This window comes from Nonomuraea zeae (genome assembly GCF_005889725.1).
Taxonomy (GTDB): Bacteria; Actinomycetota; Actinomycetes; order Streptosporangiales; family Streptosporangiaceae; genus Nonomuraea; species Nonomuraea zeae.
This window is the reverse complement of sequence record NZ_VCKX01000197.1, coordinates 1-23,429: the sequence shown is the minus strand read 5'-3', so window position 1 is coordinate 23,429 and position 23,429 is coordinate 1. Positions and strand designations below refer to the sequence as shown.

19 protein-coding genes are annotated in these 23,429 nt (G+C 71.8%); 11 read left to right on the top strand and 8 right to left on the bottom strand.

Annotated elements, in window-relative coordinates; genetic code table 11:
- The 6 genes from ETD85_RS63665 to nrfD form a co-directional block, all read left to right on the top strand.
- A partial coding sequence (locus tag ETD85_RS63665) for a hypothetical protein (protein WP_206059214.1) occupies positions 1-192 on the top strand: 192 nt, incomplete at its 5' end.
- Between the two features lie 68 nt (positions 193-260).
- Positions 261-836 (top strand): dehydrogenase, encoded by a 576-nt coding sequence (locus tag ETD85_RS65020; RefSeq protein WP_206059213.1) that lies wholly within the window; start codon positions 261-263, stop codon positions 834-836.
- 12 nt (positions 837-848) lie between these two features.
- The gene (gene fdnG, locus ETD85_RS42490) at positions 849-3,272 is read left to right on the top strand and encodes a formate dehydrogenase-N subunit alpha (protein WP_206059212.1); all 2,424 of its coding nucleotides are present in this window, start codon (positions 849-851) and stop codon (positions 3,270-3,272) included.
- Positions 3,272-4,234: a formate dehydrogenase accessory protein FdhE domain-containing protein gene (locus ETD85_RS42485; RefSeq protein ID WP_138695507.1), complete on the top strand. Its 963-nt coding sequence runs from the start codon at positions 3,272-3,274 to the stop codon at positions 4,232-4,234. Before fdnG ends, ETD85_RS42485 begins: the two co-directional genes overlap by 1 nt.
- 1 nt (position 4,235) lies before the next feature.
- Complete coding sequence (locus tag ETD85_RS42480) at positions 4,236-5,081, top strand: 4Fe-4S dicluster domain-containing protein (protein WP_138695506.1); 846 nt, start codon at positions 4,236-4,238, stop codon at positions 5,079-5,081.
- Positions 5,074-5,976, top strand: coding sequence for an NrfD/PsrC family molybdoenzyme membrane anchor subunit (nrfD, locus tag ETD85_RS42475; RefSeq protein ID WP_138695505.1), 903 nt, complete (start codon positions 5,074-5,076; stop codon positions 5,974-5,976). Before ETD85_RS42480 ends, nrfD begins: the two co-directional genes overlap by 8 nt.
- A 9-nt stretch (positions 5,977-5,985) precedes the next feature.
- Here nrfD and ETD85_RS42470 read toward each other — a convergent pair whose 3' ends face one another.
- On the bottom strand, positions 5,986-6,342 hold the full coding sequence (locus tag ETD85_RS42470) for a winged helix-turn-helix transcriptional regulator (RefSeq protein WP_138695504.1): 357 nt from the start codon (positions 6,340-6,342) through the stop codon (positions 5,986-5,988).
- 91 nt (positions 6,343-6,433) lie between these two features.
- Between ETD85_RS42470 and ETD85_RS42465 the strand changes: the two genes are divergently transcribed.
- Positions 6,434-7,543 carry an NAD(P)/FAD-dependent oxidoreductase gene (locus ETD85_RS42465; protein WP_138695503.1) on the top strand — a complete coding sequence of 370 codons (1,110 nt, stop codon included), beginning with the start codon at positions 6,434-6,436 and terminating at the stop codon, positions 7,541-7,543.
- An 84-nt stretch (positions 7,544-7,627) separates the two neighbouring features.
- On the opposite strand, the gene ETD85_RS42460 is transcribed toward ETD85_RS42465, so the two are convergent.
- Together ETD85_RS42460 and ETD85_RS42455 are read right to left on the bottom strand one after the other, a co-directional pair.
- The gene (locus tag ETD85_RS42460) at positions 7,628-8,278 is read right to left on the bottom strand and encodes a response regulator (RefSeq protein WP_138695502.1); all 651 of its coding nucleotides are present in this window, start codon (positions 8,276-8,278) and stop codon (positions 7,628-7,630) included.
- Entirely contained in the window at positions 8,275-9,324 is a 1,050-nt protein-coding gene (locus ETD85_RS42455; RefSeq protein WP_138695501.1) for a HAMP domain-containing sensor histidine kinase, read from the bottom strand. Before ETD85_RS42455 ends, ETD85_RS42460 begins: the two co-directional genes overlap by 4 nt.
- A gap of 345 nt (positions 9,325-9,669) precedes the next feature.
- Here ETD85_RS42455 and ETD85_RS42450 point away from each other — a divergent pair, with 345 nt between their 5' ends.
- From ETD85_RS42450 to ETD85_RS42440, 3 genes are all read left to right on the top strand, one after another.
- Entirely contained in the window at positions 9,670-10,107 is a 438-nt protein-coding gene (locus ETD85_RS42450) for a CBS domain-containing protein (protein ID WP_240779785.1), read from the top strand.
- Positions 10,108-10,371: 264 nt separating this feature from the next.
- On the top strand, positions 10,372-11,658 hold the full coding sequence (locus ETD85_RS42445) for an ArsB/NhaD family transporter (protein ID WP_138695499.1): 1,287 nt from the start codon (positions 10,372-10,374) through the stop codon (positions 11,656-11,658).
- Positions 11,659-11,741: 83 nt separating this feature from the next.
- On the top strand, positions 11,742-12,398 hold the full coding sequence (locus tag ETD85_RS42440; RefSeq protein ID WP_138695498.1) for a hypothetical protein: 657 nt from the start codon (positions 11,742-11,744) through the stop codon (positions 12,396-12,398).
- A 137-nt stretch (positions 12,399-12,535) separates the two neighbouring features.
- On the opposite strand, the gene ETD85_RS42435 is transcribed toward ETD85_RS42440, so the two are convergent.
- The 5 genes from ETD85_RS42435 to ETD85_RS42415 are packed head-to-tail and all read right to left on the bottom strand — an operon-like array spanning position 12,536 to position 21,182.
- Positions 12,536-14,005 carry a glycoside hydrolase family 28 protein gene (locus tag ETD85_RS42435; RefSeq protein WP_138695497.1) on the bottom strand — a complete coding sequence of 490 codons (1,470 nt, stop codon included), beginning with the start codon at positions 14,003-14,005 and terminating at the stop codon, positions 12,536-12,538.
- A gap of 39 nt (positions 14,006-14,044) precedes the next feature.
- A complete protein-coding gene (locus ETD85_RS42430; protein WP_138695496.1) occupies positions 14,045-15,061 on the bottom strand; it encodes a glycoside hydrolase family protein in 1,017 nt (338 codons plus the stop codon).
- On the bottom strand, positions 15,037-17,580 hold the full coding sequence (locus tag ETD85_RS42425; RefSeq protein WP_170247139.1) for a family 78 glycoside hydrolase catalytic domain: 2,544 nt from the start codon (positions 17,578-17,580) through the stop codon (positions 15,037-15,039). The genes ETD85_RS42430 and ETD85_RS42425 overlap by 25 nt, the downstream gene beginning before the upstream one ends.
- A gap of 18 nt (positions 17,581-17,598) precedes the next feature.
- Positions 17,599-19,119 (bottom strand): alpha-L-fucosidase, encoded by a 1,521-nt coding sequence (locus ETD85_RS42420; RefSeq protein ID WP_138695494.1) that lies wholly within the window; start codon positions 19,117-19,119, stop codon positions 17,599-17,601.
- Positions 19,116-21,182, bottom strand: a complete 2,067-nt coding sequence (locus ETD85_RS42415) for a beta-galactosidase (RefSeq protein WP_138695493.1) — start codon at positions 21,180-21,182, stop codon at positions 19,116-19,118. The genes ETD85_RS42420 and ETD85_RS42415 overlap by 4 nt, the downstream gene beginning before the upstream one ends.
- Before the next feature lie 137 nt (positions 21,183-21,319).
- Here ETD85_RS42415 and ETD85_RS42410 point away from each other — a divergent pair.
- The coding region (locus ETD85_RS42410) for a glycoside hydrolase family 2 TIM barrel-domain containing protein (RefSeq protein WP_138695492.1) at positions 21,320-23,429 on the top strand (2,110 nt) is incomplete at its 3' end.

Genomic DNA, 23,429 nt, shown 5'->3' with positions numbered 1-23,429 from the left:
GAGGACGGGGTGGGGCGGTGGGCGCCTTCGGCCGTGCCGCTGGGGCGGCCCGCCTGGCGGGAGGTGCTGCGCCTGGCGGCCGAGCGCGGCGACCACGGCGTGCTCGTGCCGGCTGATCCGCGGCTGCTCGACCTGCTGCGCAACCCCGAGGACCCCGGCGGGCGGCAGGATCTGCAACTCGCCCAGGGGTAGACGCGCCTTCTATCGGACTTTACGGTGAAATGACGGTACCCACGGCTGCAGCTGAGGGGAGTCCGGTCATGGAGGTCAGCCGGCGGCGGTTCTTGAGCATCGGCCCGATGGGGGTGCTCGGCGGCTCCGCCCTGGGATTCGATCTGACCGCGTCGATCAGGATAAAGCAGCGGCTGCGCATCGAGGGCGCCACGGTCTCCCACTCGCTGTGCCCGTACTGCGCGGTCGGATGCGCTCTCGTCGCCTACACCAAGAAGGCCGCGAACGGCACCACGGAGCTGCTGCAGATAGAGGGCGACCCGGACAGCCCGGTCAACGAGGGGACGCTGTGCCCGAAGGGGGCGACCTCGCTGCAACTGGCCGTCTCCCGCAGGCGGGTGCCGCACCCGCTCTACCGCGCTCCGGGCGCGGCCGAGTGGACGCGGGTCTCCTGGGAGTTCGCGCTGGACCGGCTCGCCAGGAACATCAAGAGCTCGCGTGACGCCACGTTCGTCACGCAGGACGCCGACGGGAACGTGGTCAACCGCTGCGAGGGCATCGCCTTCGCGGGCGGGGCGGCGTTCAGCTCGGAAGAGGGCTATCTCGCGACGAAGCTGATGAGGGGGTTGGGCCTGGTTCACCTCGAACAACAGGCCCGTGTTTGACACGGTCCCACGGTGGTCAGTTTGGCTGCCACGTTCGGCCGAGGGGCCATGACCAACCACTGGCGTGACATCAGGCACGCCGACCTGATCCTGGTCAACGGCGCCAACCCGGCCGAGGCCCACCCGGTGGGCTTCAGATGGCTCATGCGGGCCAAGCTGGACAGGGGCGCGAAGATCATCCATGCGGATCCGCGCTTCACCAGGACCTCGGCGGTGGCGGACACCTACATCAGGATCCGTACGGGCACGGACGTCGCCTACTTCGGCGGCCTCATCAACCACGTCCTGCAGAACGGGCTCTACCACGACGAGTACGTACGGTGGGCGACGAACGCCGGATTCGTGGTGAAGGAGGGCTACTCCTTCCAGGACGGCATGTTCAACGGCTTCGATCGGGAGCAGGGCGTCTACAACACCAAGCTGTGGGCGTACGAGACCGATGCCGACGGCCACGCCAAGATCGACCTCGACCACCCGCGCTCTGTGCTCAACCTGCTGCGCGCCCACTACCGGCGCTACGACCCCGACACGGTCGCGCGCATCACCGGGATCCCGCGCGAGCAGTTCCGGCAAGTGGCGGCGCTGGTCGGCGAGATGGGGCGGCCGGACAAGGTCATGACCATCGTGTACGCCGTCGGCCTCACCCACCACACCACCGGGGTGCAGCTCATCCGCTCGGGCGCCATCCTGCAACTCCTGCTCGGCAACATGGGCCGGCCGGGCGGCGGCATGAACGCCGAACGCGGCCACGCCAACATCCAGGGCAACACCGACCACGCCATCTCCTGGGACATCCTGCCCGGCTACCTGCGCATCCCGGCTCCCGGGCAGAAGGACATCAAGGCGTACCTGGACGAAAGCGCCAGCAAGAAGGCGCACCCGAGAGCCGTGAACTTCTTCGGCGAGAACTACCGCCGCTACCTCGTCAGCCTGCTCAAGACCTGGTACGGCGACACCGCCACGAAGGACAACGAGTTCGCCTTCGACTACCTGCCCAAGCCCGCGGCCAACTCCTCGTGGATCTCGATCTTCGACCAGGCGCTGAGGGGCAGGATGCAGGGCGTCATGCTGTCCGGGATGACGGCGACCAGCATCGGCCCCGACTCCAACCAGGTGCTCCAGGCGCTGTCGAAACTCAAGTGGCTGTGCGTCATGGACCCGTTCGCCACGACCAGCTCGGAGTTCTGGCAGGCGCCCGGCCTGGATCCGGCGACGATCCAGACCGAGGTGTTCATGCTGCCCGCCACGCACTGGATCGAGAAGGACGGCTCGTTCACCAACAGCGGGCGCTGGGCGCAGTGGAAGGACCAGGTGCTGCCGCCCGAGGGCGAGGCCAGGCACGATCACTGGATCCTGGCGGACCTGTTCCAGCGGGTCCGGGCCCTCTACATGGCTCAAGGAGGGAAATTTCCGGATCCGGTGCTGAAGCTGACGCTGCCGTACGCGAACCCGGGCAAGCCCGAGCTGGACGAGATCGCGCAGGAGATCAACGGCAGGGACCTCCGTACGGGCAAGCGGCTGTCCACCTTCGTCGACCTCAAGGACGACGGCACCACCAGCGCCGGCGACTGGATCTACACCGGCCACTACCCGGAGGAGGGCAACCTGACCAAGCGGCGCGACGGCGTGCAGGACCCCGCCAGGAACGACCCCAGCGGCATGGGCCTCTACCCCTCCTGGGCGTGGAGCTGGCCGGCCAACCGCCGCATCCTCTACAACCGCGCCTCCGCCGACCAGAACGGCCGCCCTTGGGACCCGGAACGTCCGGGGATCGCCTGGGAGAACGGCAAATGGGTGGGCGACGTGCCCGACTACCCGCCCACGACCGGGCCGGGGCCCGACGCGCCGCTGCCGTTCATCATGACCGGTGAGGGCGTGGGGCGCCTGTTCAGCAACGCGGTGGCCGACGGGCCGTTCCCCGAGCACTACGAGCCGGTGGAGTCGCCCGTCGCGAACCCGCTGCACCCGCAGGTCTCGGCCACGCCGGTGGTCTTCCGCTACGACGAGCGGGCCGGGCGGCCGAACCGCTTCGGCACCGCAGCCGACTATCCGTACGTCGCGACGTCGTACCGGCTGACCGAGCACGAGCACTACGTCACCCAGAACGTCGAGCACCTGGTCCAGCTCCAGCCCGAGGCGTTCGTGGAGGTGCCTGCGGAGCTGGCCAGGGAGAAGGGCATCGAGACCGGGGACCTGGTGCGGGTGTCGTCGCGGCGCGGCAGGCTGGAGGTGCGGGCGGTCGTGACCAAGCGGCTCGGGCCGCTGGAGATCGACGGGCGGACGGTGTACCAGATCGGGATCCCGATCCACTGGGGGTTCGTCGGGATCAACACCGGGCAGCACTGGCTGGCCAACGCCCTCACGCCGTTCGTCGGGGACGCCAGCGCGCGGACGCCGGAGTACAAGGCGTTCCTGGTCGACATCGAGAAGCTGTGATGTACGGCGGGCAGCGGACGCGGGCTGAGGCGCTGCGTGCGCGCTACCCGCACGCGGCCGAGATCCTCGGGCTGTACCTGGCGCTGGTGGAGGTGTGGGAGTCGGTCGCCGGTGACGTCCCGGCGGAAGGGGCGGTGGGGTGGGCCCGCCTGCACGTGCTGCCCCGGGTGGCCGAGGCGACGCTGGCCAGCGGCCCGCCGCTCCTGTCCGCCGCCGTCGCCGTCGCCGTCGCCTCCCGCACGGGCACCGTCCCAGGCACCGGCACGCCGGACGGGGGCGGATTTTCCAGGGACGACGGCGAGGCGGACGGCCTGCTCGTGGCCTGGATCGCGGACGAAGAGCTCACGCCGGTGGAGCGCTACCTCGCCCGCGCCACACTGCGCGTCGTACCCCCGCAGCCCGCCTCGCCCGGACCCGCCTCGCCCGGGGTGGCGGCGGCCGGGCGGTGTCCTGTGTGCGGTGGCCCGCCGCAGCTCAGCTACCGTGCGGCCGGCGACGACCCGCTCGTCAGCGGGCGCAGGATGCTGATCTGTGCGAAATGCGGCAACGAGTGGCACTTCTCCGCCACCACCTGCCCCAACTGCGGCGAGACCGGCAAGCGCACCGTCTACGCCGAAGCCCGCGCGGGCCCACCGGCCGGCCGCGCCAGGCCGCCCGGCGATCGGGCGGCGGGTCCGCAGCGTGGGCGCGCGGGATCGCCGCGCGCGGGCGTCCTGCCGGTGGTGGGGCGCCGGAGGCCGGAGGACGATCAGGCGGGCCGAGGGGCGGACGGCGAAGCGTTGCTCTTCCCGCACCTGCGGGCCGAATCGTGCCACACCTGCCGCCGCTACCTGATCGACGTCGACCTGGGCCGGGACCCCCGTGCGGTGCCGGAGGTGGACGAGCTGGTCGCGGTGCCCATTGACCTCCACATGGCCGAACAGGGCTACACCAAGATCACGCCCAACCTGATGGGGTTCTGAAATGCCGCACATCACACCTGGCCAGGCGTACGGCTTCTTCACCGACACCAGCGTGTGCATCGGCTGCAAGGCCTGCGAGGTGGCCTGCAAGCAGTGGAACCAGCTGGAGGGGAACGCCCCGTCGTTCCTGGACGGCTTCGACAACACCGGCAGGCTCGACGCCCAGACCTGGCGGCACGTCCAGTTCCACGACAACGTCCCTGACGGGGGCGTCAACGCGGGCAACGGCAAGGCGTGGCTGATGATGTCGGACGTCTGCAAGCACTGTCAGCAGGCCAGCTGCATGGAGGTCTGCCCGACGAACGCGATCATCCGCACCGAGTTCGACACCGTCTTCATCCAGCCCGACGTCTGCAACGGCTGCCGCGACTGCATCGCGGCCTGCCCGTACGACGTGATCGGCCTCAGCGAGGTGAGCGGCGTCGCGCAGAAGTGCACGCTCTGCTACGACCGCCTCCAGAACGACCTGACCCCCGCCTGCGCCAAGGCGTGCCCCACCGAGTCGATCCAGTTCGGCCCGGTCGAGGAGCTGCGCGCGACGGCCGCGAAAAGGCTGGAGATCCTGCACGCCCAGGGCGTCAAGGAGGCCCGGCTCTACGGGCACGACGAGAAGGTGTACGGCGGGCTCAACGCGTTCTTCCTGCTCATGGACGAACCGGAGAAGTACCGCCTGCCGGACGAGCGCAACGCCGTCCTGCCCAGCCGCAACAACGCGGGCGGCTACCTGACCGCCGCCGTCACCGCCGTCCTGGGCGTGCTGGGCGGGCTGATCGCGCTGCGCCGCCGAAAGGAACGGGTGGCGGACCAGGAAGGACCCGGCAAGCGGGCGGAGGACGGCGATGGATGAGATCCAGCACTTCGCCGGCCCTCCCGACTGGCTGTGGTACATCCTGTTCTACTTCTTCCTGGCCGGCCTGTCCGGCGGCTCGTACGTGCTGGCCACCCTGCTCAGGCTGCGCAACGGGCCAGGCGACGAGCCGATGGCCAGGATCGGCTACTACATCGCGTTTCCCCCGATGCTCATCGCGCCGCTCCTGCTCGCACTCGACCTCGGCCGCCCGTGGCGCTTCTGGCACATGCTGTGGAACACCACCCCCGGCGGCCAGGGGCTCAACTTCAAGTACTGGTCGCCGATGTCGATCGGCTCCTGGGCGCTCGTCGTGTTCGGGGCGGTGACGACGGTCTCGTTCGCCGCCTCGCTCGCCCGCGACGGCAAGCTCGGGCTCCCGCTCGTACGGTGGCTGGACAACCGCGCGTTCAACGTCGTGGGCTCGCTGTTCGGGCTGTTCGTCGCGGGATACACAGGCGTGCTGCTGTCGGTGTCGAACCAGCCGGTGTGGAGCGACACGTGGGCGCTGGGCGGGCTCTTCCTCGCCTCGGGGCTGGCGGGCTCGGCGGCGCTGATGCTGCTCCTGGCCCGCTTCCGCCCCGAGGCGCGGCCCAGCGCCCCGATGCTGTCGGTCTCGGAGCGGCTCTACTCGCTGCTCGAGCTGGCGTTGATCGTGGCGTTCGCGGTGACGCTGGCGGCGGCGGGCACGCAGGGCATGGTCTTCGGCCTGCCCTGGCTCCTGCTGTGGCTGGTGGTGCTGGCCGGGCTGGCCCCGGGACTTTACGGGCTGGTCACCGAGCGCCTGTCCGCCGGCGGCGCGGCGGCCCTGCGCCACTCCTTGCTCGCGCCACTGCTGGTGCTGGCCGGGGTCCTCGCACTACGGGCAGCGGTGCTCTTCAGCGTCCAGCTCTGACGAGGACGCCTAGCAGGGATCGCCCGGCGGCAGGTGCTCCTGTGCCCACCTGGCGATCTGGTCGAGGGCCGGGATGAGCGCCTGGCCGCTGGCGGTCAGCTCGTAGGAGACCGTGACGGGCGGGCCCTCGTCGACGGTGCGCGCGATCACGCCGGCCTTGGTCAGCTCGGACAGCCGGTCTGACAGCACCGAGTCGCTGACGCCGTCGATGGCCCGCGACAGCTCGCGGAACCCGGCGGGCCCCGGCCGCAGGACGCCGAGCACGACCCCGCTCCAGCGCTTTCCGAGGACGGTGAAGGCGCGCGTCAACGCGGCGTCGCTGCGCGAGCAGCTCTCCACATCGTGCTGAACGGGAACCGTCGCCATACCTCCATGCTAGCGGATTCACTGTCGCTTTGATTTTCCTAGTGAGTAGGAATACCGTAGCGACGACTCGATTACTAGCAAGGAGAAACAGATGGCCGAGAACGGTGGGACCCGCCCGAGTGTCGTGGTCCTGGGCGGCGGATACGGCGGCGTCAAGGCCGCCAAGCTGCTCGACGACGTCGCCGACGTGACCCTCGTGGACCCGTCCGACGCGTTCCTGCACAACCTGGCGGCGCTGCGGGCGCTCGTGGCGCCCGAGTGGCTGGAGCGGATCTTCCTGCCGTACCAGCGGTTGCTGGTGCACGGGCGTTACCTGCAGGATCGCGCCGTGGCGGTGGACGGCCGCCAGGTGACGCTGGCCTCGGGGCAGCGGCTGGAGCCCGACTACCTGATCCTCGCGACGGGCTCGTCCTACGCGTTCCCCGCCAAGATCGGTGAGCCGGACACGGCGGAGGCCAAGGCGAAGGCCCGTACCGCGCACGAGGACCTGGTGTCGGCCGAGCGCGTGCTGCTCGTCGGCGCCGGCCCCGTCGGCCTGGAGCTGGCGGGAGAGATCAAGGCGGCCTTCCCCGGCAAGCACGTGACCATCGCCGACGTCGCGGCCGACATCCTGCCCGGCCCGTTCGACCAGGAGCTGCGGGACGAGCTGCGCAGGCAGCTCGGCGAGCTCGGCGTCGAGCTCAAGCTCGGTAGCCCGCTGCGGGAGCTCCCGGGCGCCGAGCCCGCCACCGCCGCGCCCATCGCGATCGTCACGGAGGCGGGGGAGAAGCTGACCGCCGACATCTGGTTCCGCTGCTTCGGCGTCACCCTGCACACCGACTACCTGCGCGGCTCACTCGCGGCGGCCAGGGACGCCCGGGGCTACCTCCAGGTGGACGAGCACCTGCGGGTGAAGGGGCACGACCGGGTCTTCGCCATCGGCGACATCACCGACGCGGACCGGGACATGGCGGCGTTCGCGGGCATGCAGGGAGAGCTGCTCGCGGGGAACCTGCGCGCGGTCATCACCGGCGAGGGAGAGCCGGTCGCCTACGAGCGCCAGCCGGCGATGATCGTGGTCCCGCTCGGCCCGGAGGGCGGGGCCGGCCAGCTGCCCGGTCATGAGGGCGTCGTGGGTGCGGCGGCCATCGCCGAGATCAAGGGCCGGTCCCTGCTGCTGGAGCGCACGGAATCGATCTTCGACGCCCCCGATGCCGCCTGACGCCATCACAAAGCCGCAAGGCCGTAGGACCGCATGTGCCGCCTGGCGCCCTCCCGGAACCGGGCGCGCCGGGAGGCGGCGGCGTCACGGCTCGACGAGGCCGGCGCGGATGGCGTAGCGGGTGAGGTCGAGCCGGTCGCGCATGCCGAGCTTCTGCAGGATGTTGGCCCGGTGCCGATCGACGGTCTTCACGCTGATGACGAGCGTCTCCGCGATCTCCTTCGCCGAGTTCCCCTCGGCGATCAGCTTGACGATCTCCTCCTCGCGCGGCGTCAGGATGCTCTCCGGCATCCGCTCGCCCTCCCGGTCCCGCTGCAGGTAGTCGCGGATGAGGGCGGTGACGGCGCCGGGATAGAGGAACGGCTCTCCGCGCATCGTCGCCCGGCAAGCCTCCAGCAGGTCCTGGTCGGCGACCGACTTGAGCACGTAGCCGGAGGCGCCCACCTTGAGCGACTCGAAGAAGTACTGCTCGTTGTCGTACATCGACAGGATCAGGATGCGGATGCCGGGCGCGCGGCGGGAGATCTCGCGGGCCGCCTGGAGACCGGTCATGCGCGGCATCGCGATGTCGAGGATGGCCAGGTCCACCGCGTCCTCCGAGGCGGCCGCCACGGCTTCCGCGCCGTCGGCCGCCTCGGCGACGACCTCGAGGTCAGGCTCGGCGTCGAGGATCAGCCGCAGCCCCCGGCGGACCAGCGCGTGGTCGTCGGCCAGGAGGATCCGGGTCTTGGTCACGAGGTCGCGCTCCTGTCCGGGATGACCAGGCGCACGCGGGTGCCGTCGCCCGGCGGGGAATCGATGGTCAGGCGGGCGCCGATGAGCAGGGCGCGTTCGCGCATGCCCCGGATCCCGGCGCCGTCCTGGACGGCGCCGCCCCGGCCGTTGTCGGTGATGCGCAGGGTCAGCCGGCCGTCCTCCGTGGCGAGCGACACCTCCACGCGGGTCGCGCGGGCGTGCCTGGCGATGTTCGTGAGGCTCTCCTGAACGATCCTATAGAGGACGAGCTCGACGTCCGCGCCCAGCGCGGGCAGGTCCGGCTGGACGGACTTCGTCACCGGGATGCCGCTCATCTGCGAGAAGTCGCTGCTCAGCGCACTCAACGCGCTGTGCAGCCCGAGGTCCTCCAGCACGCCGGGGCGTAGCCGGCGGGCGACCTGCCGCACCTCGTCGAGGCTGGCGCGCACCGTCTCCTGCACGCCGTGCAGCTCCTCGCGCAGCTCCTCCGGAGCCCGGTCGACCACCCGCTTCAGGCCGAGCAGCACCACAGTCAGGCTCTGCCCGATCTCGTCGTGCAGCTCGCGGGCGATGCGCTGCCGCTCGCCCTCCTGCGCCGCCAGCGCGTGGGCGCTGCTCGCGCTGCGCTCGGCCTCCAGCCGGTCGAGCATCGCGTTGAACGTGTCGATCAGGTGGGTCAGGTCGCTGTGCCCGCTGTCGGTCAGCCGGTCCCCGGTCCGCAGCAGGTCCACGCGCTGCATCAGCGCCGTCAGCGCGTCCAGCGGCGCGAGGCTGCGGCGCAGCAGCAGCGCGTTCGCGGCCAGCATCAGCGCCAGCCCCACCAGCAGCACCGGGACCTCGGCCAGCAGCACGGGCGAGGACACCGTGGCGGGGGAGAGCGCGAGCACGAGCGTCCCCAGCGCGAAGACCAGCCCGTTGATCACGACCACCCGCTGGAACAGCGCCCGCGCGGGCGGGCGCGGCGCGGCCCCCCGGCGCGCGCCGTCCCGCCGCGCGCCGGGCTCCCCGGCGTCGGCCCCTTCGGCGCCGGTCTGCCCGTTGTTCATTCCACCAGCCTGTTCGTCCCCGGGTGCGGTTGTCCATGCGGCCTGTCTCCCATCCTGGGGGCCGCTCCTACATGTTCTATCCCCGCCCAGATGGGTGCTGGACCCGATGGTGGCCGGACCCTCCCGCCGCCCAGACTGGAGCGACCCGCCGCGTACAGGAGGAGCCGTGATGTCCGTGATCGTGCTGCCGGCCCGCGCCCGAGCGGCCGGCGACCTGCCCGGTGATCGGGCCGGTCACCTGGAACGTCGCGTTGCCGGGACCGCCGAGGCGGCCTCGTGACCGCGCCGGGGACACTCGGTCCGCTCGCCGAACGGGAAGATGCCATGCAAGCCAGCAATATCGCCGTGAACCTTCCGACGGTGACCGTCCGCGACTCCGTCGCGAGGGCTGTCCGGATCATGGCGCTGGGCCGGATGCCCGGCCTGATCGTCGTGGACGACCGGGGCCGGCCATGGAGCGTGCTGCCGGGGACGCAGGTCCTGCGGCTGGCCGTGCCGGGGGCGTACCAGGAGGATCCGGCGCTCTGCCGGACCATCGACGAGGCTCACGCGGACGTGTTCTGGGGGGAGCTGGGCGACCTGACGGTGGGGGACTGCCTGCCGCGCCAGCCGGCCGCGCCGGCGACGGTCCGGCTCGACGCGACCCTGCTCGAAGTGGCCGCGCTGATGAGCCGGCTGCGCAGCCCGCTCGTCGCCGTCGTCGACCGGGACGGCGCCCTGGCGGGCGCGATCACCCTGGAGCGGCTGCTCACCTTCCTGGCGCTCTCCAGCCCGGAGGACTGATCCGCCCCGGATCCGCCCCCTGACCTGCCCCCCTGATCCACCCTGATCGACCGGCCCCGGGTTTTCCCTGGGGCTCTGCCGGGCGTGTGCCGATGGCCACGTCCCGCTGCCGCGTGCCCGCTTTCGCTTGCTCATATTCCAGGAGGCCGTCGCCGTGTTCCGCCAACCCCGCTCTGCCCCGTCATGTCCTGACCTCATATCAGCGGTGATCGGCAGATCGGCAGTGATCGGCGCTGTGACGGCCGGGCCGCCGGGGCGTGACGGATGAGCGCCTTCGCCGCACTCGGCATCTTCCTGGTGGCCTTCTTCTTCATCGCCACCGAGAAGGCCAACAAGGTCAAGGTGGTGCTCATCGCCGCCGGGCTGATGGCCGTGCTCGGCCTGATCCCCGGCGCCAAGGTGTTCTACTCCGAGCACGAGGGCATCGACTGGAACGTCATCTTCCTGCTCTTCGGCATGATGATCATCGTCGGGGTGATCAAGCAGACGGGCATCTTCGACTATCTCGCCATCTGGGCCGCCAAGAAGTCGAAAGGGCAGCCGTACCGGTTGATGGTGATGCTCATGGTCATCACCGCGATCGCCTCGCCGTTCCTGGACAACGTCACCACCATCATGCTGGTCGCGCCGGTCACGGTCGTGGTGTGCAACCGGCTGCACATCCCCGCCCAGCCGTACCTCATCGCCGAGGTCCTCGCCTCGAACATCGGCGGCGCGGCCACGCTCATCGGCGACCCGCCCAACATCATCATCGGCAGCCGGGCGGGGCTGACCTTCAACGACTTCCTGGTCCACATGGCGCCCGTCGTGGTGGTCATCTTCGTGGTGTTCGTGCTGTTCACGCGGGTGCTGTTCCGCAACTCGTTCCAGTACAACGCCGAGCACGTCGCCGAGGTGATGGCGCTGCAGGAGCGGCGGGCCATCACCGACCCGCAACTGCTCATCCGGTGCCTGGCGGTGCTGGCCGCGGTCGTGACCGGGTTCGGGCTGCACGCGGTGGTGCACGTCGAGCCGTCGATCGTGGCCCTGGTGGGCGCCGGCGTCATGCTCATGGTGTCGCGCGTCAGCGTCGCGGACGTGCTGCGCGAGGTCGAGTGGCCGACCCTGGTGTTCTTCATGGGCCTGTTCGTCATGGTCGCGGGCCTGGTCCACACGGGCGTCATCTCGTCGATCGGCACGTGGGCCGTGGACGCGCTGGGCAACGACTACTTCGTCGCCGCGACCGCCCTGCTGTTCGGCTCCAGCGCGCTCGGCGCGTTCTTCGACAACATCCCGTACGTCGCCACGACCGCCCCCATCGTGGAGGGCGTCGTCGCCCAGGCGCCCGACCCGCAGACCGGGCAGGCACTGTGGTGGGCCTTCGCGCTCGGGGCCGACTTCGGCGGCAACGGCACGGCGGTGGCGGCCAGCGCGAACGTGGTGGCCATCGGCATCGCCGCGCGCACCGGCCACAAGATCAGCTTCTGGCAGTTCACCAAGTACGGCATCGTGGTGACCGTGCTGAGCACGCTGATGGCCTGGGTGTACGTCTGGCTGCGCTACTTCACCTGACCGGGTCCCTGAGGCGGGGCCAGGGGAAAATCAGGGACGATCACCGATGAGCCACCCCCTTGCGAAGAGGCATCGTGGCTGTCATGAACCCCGCGAACCGCCTGGCCCAAGCCTCCTTCACCGCAGGGCCGGCCGCCCTGCTCGGCGGCTGGCTCCTCATGCGACCCATCGACGGCGACCTCGTGCCCGGCCCCTGGTGGACGGCCGCGCACGCGGTCTGGCTGGCCGGATTCCTGGCGTTCGGCGTGATGACGCTGGCCCTGCGCGGCATGGCGGGTCCCGTCACCGGTGGCGGGCGCGCGGCGGTGACGGGGACGGTCGCCGCCGCGCTGTTCAGCGTCGCCGCCAACGTCGTCCAGCTCGTCATCGACCTCTACGCGGGTTTGACCGCGGTGGACGGCGAGGCGATGCGGGCGGTGTTCGACCAGGTCAAGAGCTATCCGGGCGTGGAGCTGATCGTCTACTCGGCTGGCGCGCAACTGTTCTACGCCGCCCTGCTCGCGCTGGCGTTCCTCCTGGCCGCGCTGCGGCGCGTCACCCTCGTGAGCGCCGTCGTCACCGCCTCGGGGGTGCTGGTCCTGGCCGTGGGGACGTTCCAGAGCGGCCGGGACTCGGCGCTGGTCGCCGTGGGCATGGCGCTCATGTGGCTGGGCACGCTGCTGCTCGGCAGGGGCTCCTCCGCCGCCCCGGAGGGCACCGCCCCGATCGCGGGCAGGCAGGCGATCAGCCGCTCGCGATGAAGGTCTGCACGTCCACGGAGGCCTAGAGGCAGTCGTTCGGCAGCACCGCCTCGACCTCCTTGAAGTAGCCCTTGCTGATGGCGATGAACAGCGGGGCGGCGGCAAGGCCCAGAGCCCCCGGGCCCTGGGACCCCGCCTCAGACGCGGCGGCCGTTCACCCACACGTTGTGCAGCTCGAAGCCCGTCACGTCGCTCACGACGTCCGCCTCGGCCATCTGCTCGAACACGCTGTTCGCCACCCGCACGCCCTTGATCGGATTGGCCGGGTTGCCGATCAGGTTGAACGCCCTGGGCGCCTGACCGGCTTTCAGCCCCCGGATGTCGATGGCGCCGACGTCGGGGTAGTAGGGGCCGGTGCTCTTGTTCTCGTAGTTCAGCGCCACCTCGATGACGGCGTCGGCCGCCTGCCCCACCGTGATGTCCTTGAAGTAGACGTCCCGGACGTAGCCGCCGCGCTCGGGGTTGGTCTTGATCCGCACCGCCCGCTCCAGCCGGGTGCTGCTCATCGTGCAGTTCCAGGCGAAGACCCAGCGCACGCCGCCGGTGGTCTCGCTGCCGATCGTCACCCCGCCGTTGCCGTCGCGCATCACACAGGAGTCCACGAGCACGTTGACCGAGGGCGCGTTCACCCGGCGGCCGTCGGCGTTCTTGCCCGCCTTGATCGCCACGCAGTCGTCGCCGGTGTTGAACTCGCACCGCTCGATCAGCACGTCCTGGCACGACTCCGGGTCGAGCCCGTCGTTGTTGGGCCCGTGCGGGCTGTCCACGGTGACCTCGCGGACGGTCACGTTCGTGCACAGGACCGGGTGGATGTTCCACATGGGGGAGTCCTTGACCGTGACGCCCTCGATGAGCACGTTGCGGCAGCGGTAGAGCTGGATCAGGTTCGGCCGCAGGTAGTGGCCCGCGCCGAACACCCGCTCGGCCACCGGCACGCCCTCCTCGGCCAGGCGCGCGAGCAGGTCCTTGTCGGGGCGCTCCGACGGCGGCGGGTCGCCCGACCAGTCCCACCAGTGCGTGGCGTCGGCCTGCCCGTCGATGACGCCCGCGCCGGTGATCGCGACGTTCGTGCGGTCGAGGGCGTAGATGAACGGGGAGTAGTTCATCAGCTCGACGCCCTCGTACCTGGTGGGCACGACCGGCAGGTAGTCGGCGGGGTCGCGGCTGAACTTGATCGCCGCGCCCGCCTCCAGGTGCAGCTCGACGTTGTCGGCCAGGTGGATCGCGCCGGTCAGGTACGTGCCCGCGGGCACCAGCACGCGCCCGCCGCCCGCCGCCGCGCAGGCCGCGATCGCCTGGGCGAACGCGTCGGTGCACTTCGTGGTCCCGTCGCCGACGGCCCCGTGGCCGGTGACGGGGAAAGTGCGCCGGGGGAAGCGCGGCGGCTTGATCCGCCGCTTGATCAGGGCGACTCTGGCCCACGCCGCCGGCTCTCCGCCGCCGGACGCGGCGGGCACGTTGGCCGGCAGGGCGGCGGGCCCGGCCGGGAGGCCGCCGGGGGCGGCCGACGCGGCTTCCGCCCGGCCCGCCAGTCCGCCGGCCAGCAGGCCGCCGGCGGCGACGGCCAGGAAGCGCCTGCGGGAGTGCCAGGGAGATGACTCGATCATGATGTCCTCCATAGGGGGTCGGCCACGGGGAGGCGCGCCTCAACCGTGGGCCATGGAGATGCCGCGCCGCTCGACGAGCGCGTGCTCGCCGACCTGGTACGGCGCGCACCGGCGGACCGCCGTGTAGAAGTGGTGCGGGCGGCCGCCGTGGGAGACGAGCGCCGGCTTGTGCGCGTAGGTGTCGTCGGCCGAGCCGGGCGGCCCCACGTCGATGAGGATCTCGCCGCTCTTGCGCCAGGTACGCAGGTCGCGCGAGACCGCGTAGCTCTCCCTGGCGTGCCCGTCGAAGGAGAGCCCGAAGTAGAACATCACCCACCAGTCGCCGTCCCGCAGCACGCACGGGTCGGAGGCGAACCGCTCGTCGAACTCGCCCGCGCCGCCGTGCGGCACGACGGGGCCCGGATCGGGGCGCTCCCAGCGTTCGAGGTCGGCGGATACGGCGTAGCCGATCTGCTCGCGCCAGCCGTCGTAGGTGCGGTTCTTGGCGTTGTAGAAGCAGTAGTAGAGGCCGTCGTGGCGCAGCAGCCACGACTTGTACAGCCCGCCGCGCTCCCACGCGCCGCCGTCCTGCGGGCGCAGCACCGAGCCGGTGTCCTTCCAGGTACGCAGATCGTCGCTGACGCAGAACCCGATGACCGCCGCGCCCACCTCCATCCCGGACTCCGGGTAGGCGTGGTAGGTGCCGACCGCCCGGCCGTCCAGCCAGGTCACCTGGCCGGGGGAGGCCAGCCGGTTGTCGCGGACGATCGAGGTCAGCGCTGCGTTGTAGCGCCGGTGCGGATGCCCGGGGTCGCGCGCCAGGATCACCTCGCCGGCACTCCACGTCACGAGGTCGCGGGAGCGGCTCAGCGCGGTCTGGTAGCCGGTTCCGTCGAAGCCGACGTACGTCATGAGGTACTCGCCGCCGTCGGAGCACACGAACGGGCAGTCGACGAACAGGCTGTCGAACCGGCCCGGCTCCCGCGACGGCTCGACCAGCAGCCGCCCGGCCTTGTGCGGCGTCCTGATCGCGGCGGCGTCGTACGCCCGGCTCATCGGCCCGCCCTGAACGTCCACCGCCCGGCCGGCACCTCGTACGCGCGCACCCCGGCGGGCGTGGCGCCATCGGGCACGGCGTGCCGCCTCAGCCCCAGGTCGGGCAGCCGCACCTTGGCCGTCGCGCCAGGCGGGACCTCCACGTCGAGCGCGAACTCCCCGTCCCCCCGCTCCCAGGCCACGCCGACCTGCCCGTAGGGCGTGCCGGTGCGGGCGGTCACCGACTCCAGGTCCCCCGGCACGGCCGGCTCGATGAGGAGCCGGCGGAAGCCGACCGAGCCCGGGGCCTGCCCGATGCCGCCCAGGCCCCGGTAGAACCACGAGTCGATCGCGCCCAGCATGTAGTGGTTCTGCGACAGGCCGCGGGTCGGCCCGTCCCACGCCTCGGTGAGCGCGGTGGCGCCGTGGCGTACCTGGTAGCCGTAGCTGGGGTGGTCGGTGGAGGTGGCGAAGCGCCACAGCGCGTCGTGCCGCCCCGCGCGGCCGAGGACCCTGAACAGCGCGGGCAGCGCGATCTCGCCCACGGTGATCCCGCCGCCGGCGACCGCCCCGGCCACCCGGTCCAGCACGGCGGGCACCCGATCGGCCGGGACGACGCCCATGTCCAGCGCCAGGATGTCCGACGCCTGGCTGCCGCCCGCCCCGAACCGGTCGCTGAACGCCCGGACGATCCCCTCGGACAGCGCGCGGTAGCGCTTGGCGTCGGCGTCGAGGCCCAGCACGCCGGCGACCCTGGCCACGGCGTCGGCGGCCCGCCAGTAGCCCCAGGTGGAGACCAACGGCACCGGCGTGGCCGGATCCAGGCCGATCCAGTCGCCGAGCCCGTAGCCGAGCACGCCGTCCTCGGCGCGGGCCGTGAGGTAGTCGACGTAGCGGCACATCGCGCCGTAGTGGGTCTCCATGGCCGAGGTGTCGCCGTACCAGCGGTAGATCTGCCAGGGGACGCGGGCGATCGCGCCGCCCCAGTTCGGGTCGTCCCTGAAGGCGTCCTCGAACACCACGTACTCGGGCGCGGTGTCCGGCACCAGCCCGTCCTCGGTCTGCGACTCCGCCATCGTGACCAGCAGCTCGCGGTAGTAGGCGGCGACGTCGTAGTTGTAGGCGACGACGTCGAAGAGCAGGTGAGCCTGCTCCAGCCAGCCCAGCTTCTCCCGGTGCGGGCAGTCGGTGAGGACGCTGTACATGTTGCCGCGCACCGCGCGGTCGATGATCGTGTGGATGTCGTTGAGCAGGCCGTCGGAGGTGCGGAACTCGCCGACCGGCGCGTTGTCCGCGCGCAGCACCAGCGCCGTCACGGCCTCGCGGCCCACGTGCTCGGGCAGGCCCTGCGCCTCGACGTAGCGGAAGCCGTCGTAGCGGAAGCTCGGGTGCCAGGTCTGCGGGCCTTCCCTGGTGACGTACGTGTTGAAGATCGGCGCGCCCGTCGTGGGCTTCGACTGCACCACGCGGCCGTACGCGTCGAGCTGGTCGCCGGGCAGCAGCCGCAGGTGCCGGCCGGCCGGGAGGTCGAGCCGCAGCTCGGCCCAGCCCGCGACGACCTTCCCGACGTCGAAGACGGCGGTGCCGTCGGCGGCGACGAGCTTCTCGACGGCGGGCAGCTCCTCCGTGACCCTGATGGGCGGGCAGGCGCGCGACCTGAGCATCCCGGTCCCGTCGGGCCTGACGGTCACCGGCCGCCAGCCGGAGCGGTCGGCGCCGGGGGCGTCCCATCCGGCGATCTCGCGCCGGGCGTCGTGGTCCTCGCCGCCGTACCAGTGCGAGCGGACGGTCGGGCCCTGCGTGGCCAGCCAGTCCGCGCCGGTGCCGAAGCGGTCCGAGGTCCCGTCGGCGTAGTCCACCTCCAGCTGGGCGATGGCCCTCGGGGACGCCTTGGAGCCGAAGAACTTCATGTAGCGGTCCTGGTGCGGGTACACGTGCGCGATCCCGGGGCCCAGGGCGATCCCGGCCGCGTTCGCGCCCTCGCGCAGGAGCGCGGTCACGTCGTGGGTGGCGTACGCGATCCGCTGAGTGAAGTCCGTGTACGCCGGCTCCAGCACGGCGTCGGTCACCGGGGCGCCGTTGACGGAGGCCACGTAGACGCCGAGGCCCGCCACGTGGAGCCGGGCGCGGGCGACCGGCTTGGCCAGGGTGAACTCGCCGGCCAGCAGCGGCAGCGGCAGCCCTTCCCCGACGCGCGGATCGGCGTCGTCGTACCAGTCGGGGTGGGTGATCCAGGAGGCCGTCCAGTCCTCCTGGCTCAGCAGCCCCAGCTCGAACCGGGCGCTGGGGCTCCAGCCCGACCAGCGGCCGCCGCCGTCGCGCACCCGCACCCGCCAGTACGCGGCGGTGCGGCTGGCCAGCGGCCGGCCGTCGTAGCGGACGCGCTGGTCAGGGCCGTCGGTCTCGCCGGTGTCCCACAGGCCGGCCGTGCCTTCTTCGAGGCCGGCCTGTACGTGGTAGCCGCTCTGCCCGGTGACGCCGGTCAGGCGCCAGCTCAGGGAAGGGCGGGTGATCTCGATGCCGAGAGGGTCGGTCAGATCGCATGTCCGCAGGTTCGTCACCAAGGCAGGGGCTCCTCGTCAGGTGATCTTGATCATGTACGCGGCCTTCGTGGGCGGCTCCGGCGGCAGCTCGGCGTACAGCGCCTCGGGGGCCAGCCGCCAGCCGACGGGACCGTGGCCGAGCAGCTCGACGGCGGCCGGGCGGCGCTCCAGCAGCCCGGCGGCGGTGCCCAGGCTGGTGATCGCGGCGCCGCTCTCTCCCCGGCCCGCTTCGGGCCAGGCGAGCAGGGTGGCGTACAGGGCGTCGCCGCGCCGGGTGAAGCGGATGTCGCTCGTCCGGTAGGCGCGCTCGGCCTCGTTGTAGCCCTCGTAACCCCTGGTCTCGCCCAGGCCCGTGGTGCCCTCGCCCGCGCGCACCCATGGGGTGGTGCCGTACACGCCCTCGCCGCACACGCGCAACCAGTCGCCCACCCCGGCCAGCAGCTCCCTGGCGCGGGCGTCCACGGTGCCGTCGGCGTGCTGCGGGACGTTCAGCAGCAGGCAGCCGTTCTTGCTGACCACGTCGATCAGGGTGTGGATGACCTGCTGCGCGCTCTTGCGCGGGTGGAACATCGGGTCGTCGTCCGCGCAGTCGAACCACTCGCCGTCGCTGGTGTCGAACTGCCAGGGATGGGCCTCGGCGGCGTCGAGCTGGCGGCGCTCGCAGTCCAGCACGACCGCCGTGCGGTCGGCATCCGGCACCTGCTTGACCGTGACCAGGCCGCCGCTCGCGCAGGTGTTGTAGTAGTGGGCCAGCAGGTCCAGCCCGCCCGTGCTGACCGGCTCGGACTCGACCACGCTGCCCTCCCCGAACGGCAGGCGGGAGTCGTCGAGGTAGACCAGGTCGGGCCGGTAGCGGTCGAGCGCGGCGCGGACGCGGGCGTAGAAGCGCTCGGCGACGTGCGCGGGCGGCCGGGCGCCCGGCTCGTGCCTGGGCGGGTAGAGAGTGGCCGGGTCGAGGCCCTCCCACCAGGTGCCGGCGCCGTCGGCCCTGGTCAGCGCGCCGTCGTACGGCTGGCCCGTCGCCGGGTCCGTGCCGTGGGCGACGTCGAGCCAGCGCCACGTCCAGTTCTGGTGGAAGCTGAGCCCGAACGGCAGCCCGGCCGCGCGGGCCGCCCGCTCCCACGCGCCGACGATGTCGCGGCGCGGGCCGACGCGGACGGCGTTCCAGTCGTGGTCGGGCGAGTCCCACAGGTCGAAGTTGTCGCAGTGGGCGGCCAGGGCGACGAAGTAGCGGGCGCCGCTGGCGGCGTAGAGGTCGATCAGCTCGTCGGGGTCGAAGCGCTCGGCGCGCCAGCGGCGGAACAGGTCCTTCGCGCCGGCCCCGTCCGGTGGAGCGCCGAAGTGGGCGCGGTGGTGCGCCTGCTGGCGGCCGGCCCTCTTGCGTTCCCAGGGCTCCGACCAGGGCTGCATGCCGTAGAGGTGGCGGGCGTACCAGTCGCCGGAGCGGGCCACGGACTGCGGGCCCCAGTGGGACCAGATGCCGAACTTGGCCTCGCCGAACCATCGGGGGATCTGGTGGCCGCGCAGCGACTCCCAGGTGGGCTGGAATGCGGTCATCTCACCACTCGTACGTCGAAGGGGGCCAGGCGCAGCGGGCCCGGCGCGATCGGCTCCCGCGTGCCGGTCACCTCGGTGGCCGGGCGCGTGATCGTCACCGTGTTCTCCTGGTCCGACCAGTTGTGCGCGAACCACAGCCGCTCGCCGCGCCCGTTGACCGCCGAGTGCACGGTGACCTGCGGCGGGCCGGCGGTGACCAGGGCGTCGGGGATGGCCAGGGCGTCGGGGGTGGCCAGGGGGCCGGCCCCCGATCGGTCGAAGAGCGCGGCGGCCAGGCCGCGATCGGGCAGGGTGCCGACATAGGTCACCTTGCCCGCGCCGAAGCGGTGCTCCGTGATCGCCGGCCAGCGGCCGAAGTGATGGTGGTCGTAGAAGGCCAGCGGCTCGGCCCCCTCCAGCTCCAGCGCGTCCGCCCAGTGGCGGGCCAGGCTCTGCCGGCCCAGCCCGTGCACGGGGACCGGGTCGAGCAGCGTCGAGTACTCCAGGTAGCGCACCCCGGCCAGCGCGCGCAGCGGCCCGGGGGCGATCTCGGCCCGCGCCCTGGCCTCCTCGTCGGCGTAGCCGGTGCGGAAGGTCAGCACGAGGTGCCCGCCGTCGCGCACGTACGCGGTCAGCGCGCCGGCCAGCTCGGCGGACAGGCAGTAGAGGGCGGGCGCCACGACGGTGGGCAAACGTTTGAACTGGGCGGCGGTGCACCGGGCGGCCGGTAGGAAGGCCGCCTGGCGGCCCGCGTCGATCGCGCCCTGGTAGAAGGTGGCGAGGATGCGCTCGTAGGAGTCCCGGTCGGGGTTGCGGCCGTCGAGCGTGAGCGGCGGCTGGAACTGCAGCGCCCACTTGCTCTCGTGGGAGTACACGAACCCGACGTCGGCGTCCGGCGCGAGCCCGGCGAGGTCCTCGGCCGCCGCCTCCAGCTCCGCGCCCAGTGCCGCGATCTCGCCGTAGACGCGGCCCGGCTCCATGGAGTGGCCCAGGATCCCGCCCCAGTACGTCTCGCAGCCGTCGTGCAGCGTGTGCCAGTGCCAGTACGAGATCAGCTCCGCGCCGCGCGCCACCATCGCCCACGCCGCCTGGCGGAGCTGGCCGTCGTAGGGCGGCAGGTTGAGCTGGGACACGGCGATCGACGTGGCGTTGGTCTCGGTCACCCAGAAGCGCCGCCCCTTGGAGGCGTACATGCGGTCGGCCGCCTGGAACAGGCCCGTGGGGCCGGTCGCGAACCAGGTCAGCTCGGCGGGCGCGTCGCCGCTCTCGCGGATCAGGGCGTCCTGGGTCAGGTAGTACGCGTTACCGCTGGCGACCGTCAGGTGCTCGGACAGCCGCACGTCGTCCAGGGCCGGGCGCTGGTAGGCCAGGCACGTGGTGAGCACCCGGTCCTCCGGGACCAGCTCGCGCACCAGGTCGGCCTGCCAGGCGATGAACTCGGTGGTGAGCTCGGCCTGGAAGCGCCGCCAGGCCAGGTCGTAGGACGGGGTGGTGTTGCCGTGCGGCCGCCACAGCTCGCCCCAGTCGCTCAGGCGGTGCGACCAGTACGTCAGGCCCCACTCCTCGTTCAGCCGGCTGACGTCGCCGTAGCGCTCGGCCAGCCAGGCGACGAACCGCTCGAACACCGGCTCGTTGTGGATGAGGTGCAGGCCGGGCTCGTTGTCGAGCTGGATCCCGAGGACGGCCGGGTGGTTCCCGTGGCGGCCGACGACCTGGCGGATGACGCGCTCGGCGTACCCGAGGAAGGCCGGTGAGGTGAAGTCGGCCTCCTGCCGCGCGCCCCACGGGATCCGGTCGCCGCCCGCGCGGGCGATCGCCAGCTCGGGGTGCTTGCGCTGCAGCCACGGCGGGACGGCGTAGGTCGGGGTGCCGAGCAGGACGCTCATGCCGCGCTCGTGCGCGCCGTCCAGGACGGGCGTCAGCCAGTCGAGGTCGAACTCGCCGTCGTGCGGCTCCCAGGTGGACCAGACGGACTCGCCGACGCGGATGGTGCCGATCCGGGCCCGGGCCATGAGGTCGAGGTCGCGCTTCAAGTCGGGGGAGCGCTGGTATTCCCAGTAGTAGGCGGTGCCGAGTCGGGTCATGACTCTCCAGCGATGTTAAAACGATTTACCAGATGATATATTTATTCACTAGTGGATGTCAATGCCTGTGAGATCTAGTGTAGGACGGACCGCGCTTATAGGGTTAAAACGTTTCGTCGCACCGGAGGGACGTTCGGATGGTCGATTGCCCTGTCGAGTTCCACGAGGACCCCGCGCCGGGCTCCGGACGCCGCGCGGCCCGCGCGGACTTCGTCTCCGACGCGCCCCGGCTCTCGCTCAACGGCCGCTGGCGCTTCCGGCTCTCGGGCACGGCCGAAGGGACCGGGCCTGCGCTGCCCGACCCGGAGCTCGACGACTCCTCCTGGGAGACCATCCGGGTGCCGTCGCACTGGGTGCTGGAGGGGCACGACCGGCCGCTGTACACGAACACGGCCTACCCCTTCCCGATCGATCCCCCGTACGTGCCCGACGACAACCCCACCGGCGACTACCGGCTGCGCTTCGACCTGCCGTCCGGCTGGCCGGGCGGCGACCGCTGTGTGCTGCGGTTCCAGGGGGTGGACTCCTGCGGCACGGTGTGGCTGAACGGCGAGCTGCTCGGCCATTCCAAGGGGAGCAGGCTGCCGTTCGAGTTCGACGTGTCCGGGCTGGTCCGGCCGGAGGGGAACCTGCTGGCCGTACGCGTGCACCGCTGGTCGTCAGGCAGCTACCTGGAAGATCAGGACATGTGGTGGCTGCCGGGCATCTTCCGCGAGGTGGAGCTGCTGGCCCGGCCGCAGGGCGGCATCGACGACTTCACCGTGCACGCCTCCTACGCCGGCGGCGCGGGCTCCCTCCTGGTCACCGCCGACGTGCCCGGACTGGTGGAGATCCCCGAGCTCGGCCTCAGCGCCCCCACCGGCGAGCGGGTCGAGATCGACCGGGTGGACCCGTGGAGCGCCGAGCATCCGCGCCTCTACCGTGGCACGCTCTCGGCGGCCGGAGAGCGCGTCGACCTCGCGATCGGGTTCAGGACCGTGGCGGTGTCCGGCGGGCGGCTGCTGGTCAACGGCGTGCCGGTGCTGTTCAGGGGCGTCAACCGGCACGAGCACGACCCGGAGCGCGGCCGGTCCCTCGACCGCGAGACCATGATCCGCGACATCGAGCTGATGAAGCGGCACAACGTCAACGCCGTCCGCACCGCCCACTACCCGCCGCACCCGGAGTTCCTGCGGCTCTGCGACGAGTACGGCCTGTGGGTGGTGGACGAGTGCGACATCGAGACGCACGGCTTCATCTACGCGGGCTGGGCGGGCAACCCGCCCGGCGAGCCCATGTGGCAGGAGGCGCTGCTCGACCGGGCCCGGCGGATGGTCGAGCGCGACAAGAACCATCCCAGCGTGGTCATCTGGTCGCTCGGGAACGAGAGCGGCGCGGGGGCGGCGTTCGCCGGCATCGAGGACTGGATCCGGCGGCGTGACCCCAGCAGGCCGCTGCACTACGAACGCGACCCGAGCTACCGGCACTCCGACTTCTACAGCCTGATGTACCCGTCGCTGGCGGATCTGGAGCGGATCGGGCAGCGTAAGGAGGACCCGCCCGAGGGCGTGGCCCCGGACTCGGCCGACGACGCGCGCCGGCGCGGGCTGCCGTTCCTGCTGTGCGAGTACGCCCACGCGATGGGCAACGGGCCGGGGTCGCTGGCCGACTACCAGGCGATCCTTGAGTCGTCCGAGCGGTTCTGCGGGGGGTTCGTCTGGGAGTGGATCGATCACGGGCTGGCGGGGCGGGACTCGTTGGGGCGGACGTACTACCGGCACGGCGGGGACATCGACGCGCAGCCGAACGGGGAGCGGTACTGCCTGGACGGGCTGCTGTTCCCGGACCGCACACCCTCGCCTGGGCTGGGGGAGCTGCGGGCGGCGTTCCAGCCTGTGGGGATCGCGGTCGAGGAGGGCTCGGTGGTGATCACCAACAAGCACGACGCGATGGACCTCGGCCACCTGACGTTCCGCTGGTTCGTGGAGGTGGACGGGGTTCGCACGGACGGCGCGCGGGTGGACGGCGCGCGGGTGGACGGCGCTGGCGTGGACGGTGCTTGGGTGGACGGCGGGCGGGTGGACGGCGGGACGCTGGCGGTGCCGCGCTGCCGGGCGCGGGAGAGCGTGCGCGTGCCTTTGCCCGAGGTCGCGGTGGCGGCGGAGGGGGAGACCTGGATCACGATCGAGGCGGTGCTCACGGGCGGCACCCGCTGGGCACCGGCCGGTCACGTGGTCGCCACCGGCCAGGCCCGGCTCGGCACCGCCC

Coding starts and splice junctions, on each gene's coding strand:
- ETD85_RS42435 (WP_138695497.1), bottom strand. CDS start 14,005: ATGATCGAGTCATCTCCCTGGCACTCCCGCAGGCGCTTCCTGGCCGTC.
- ETD85_RS42415 (WP_138695493.1), bottom strand. CDS start 21,182: ATGACCCGACTCGGCACCGCCTACTACTGGGAATACCAGCGCTCCCCC.
- ETD85_RS42465 (WP_138695503.1), top strand. CDS start 6,434: ATGGCCGAGAACGGTGGGACCCGCCCGAGTGTCGTGGTCCTGGGCGGC.
- ETD85_RS42420 (WP_138695494.1), bottom strand. CDS start 19,119: ATGACCGCATTCCAGCCCACCTGGGAGTCGCTGCGCGGCCACCAGATC.
- ETD85_RS42440 (WP_138695498.1), top strand. CDS start 11,742: ATGAACCCCGCGAACCGCCTGGCCCAAGCCTCCTTCACCGCAGGGCCG.
- ETD85_RS42445 (WP_138695499.1), top strand. CDS start 10,372: ATGAGCGCCTTCGCCGCACTCGGCATCTTCCTGGTGGCCTTCTTCTTC.
- ETD85_RS42480 (WP_138695506.1), top strand. CDS start 4,236: ATGCCGCACATCACACCTGGCCAGGCGTACGGCTTCTTCACCGACACC.
- ETD85_RS42470 (WP_138695504.1), bottom strand. CDS start 6,342: ATGGCGACGGTTCCCGTTCAGCACGATGTGGAGAGCTGCTCGCGCAGC.
- nrfD (WP_138695505.1), top strand. CDS start 5,074: ATGGATGAGATCCAGCACTTCGCCGGCCCTCCCGACTGGCTGTGGTAC.
- ETD85_RS42485 (WP_138695507.1), top strand. CDS start 3,272: ATGTACGGCGGGCAGCGGACGCGGGCTGAGGCGCTGCGTGCGCGCTAC.
- ETD85_RS42455 (WP_138695501.1), bottom strand. CDS start 9,324: ATGAACAACGGGCAGACCGGCGCCGAAGGGGCCGACGCCGGGGAGCCC.
- ETD85_RS65020 (WP_206059213.1), top strand. CDS start 261: ATGGAGGTCAGCCGGCGGCGGTTCTTGAGCATCGGCCCGATGGGGGTG.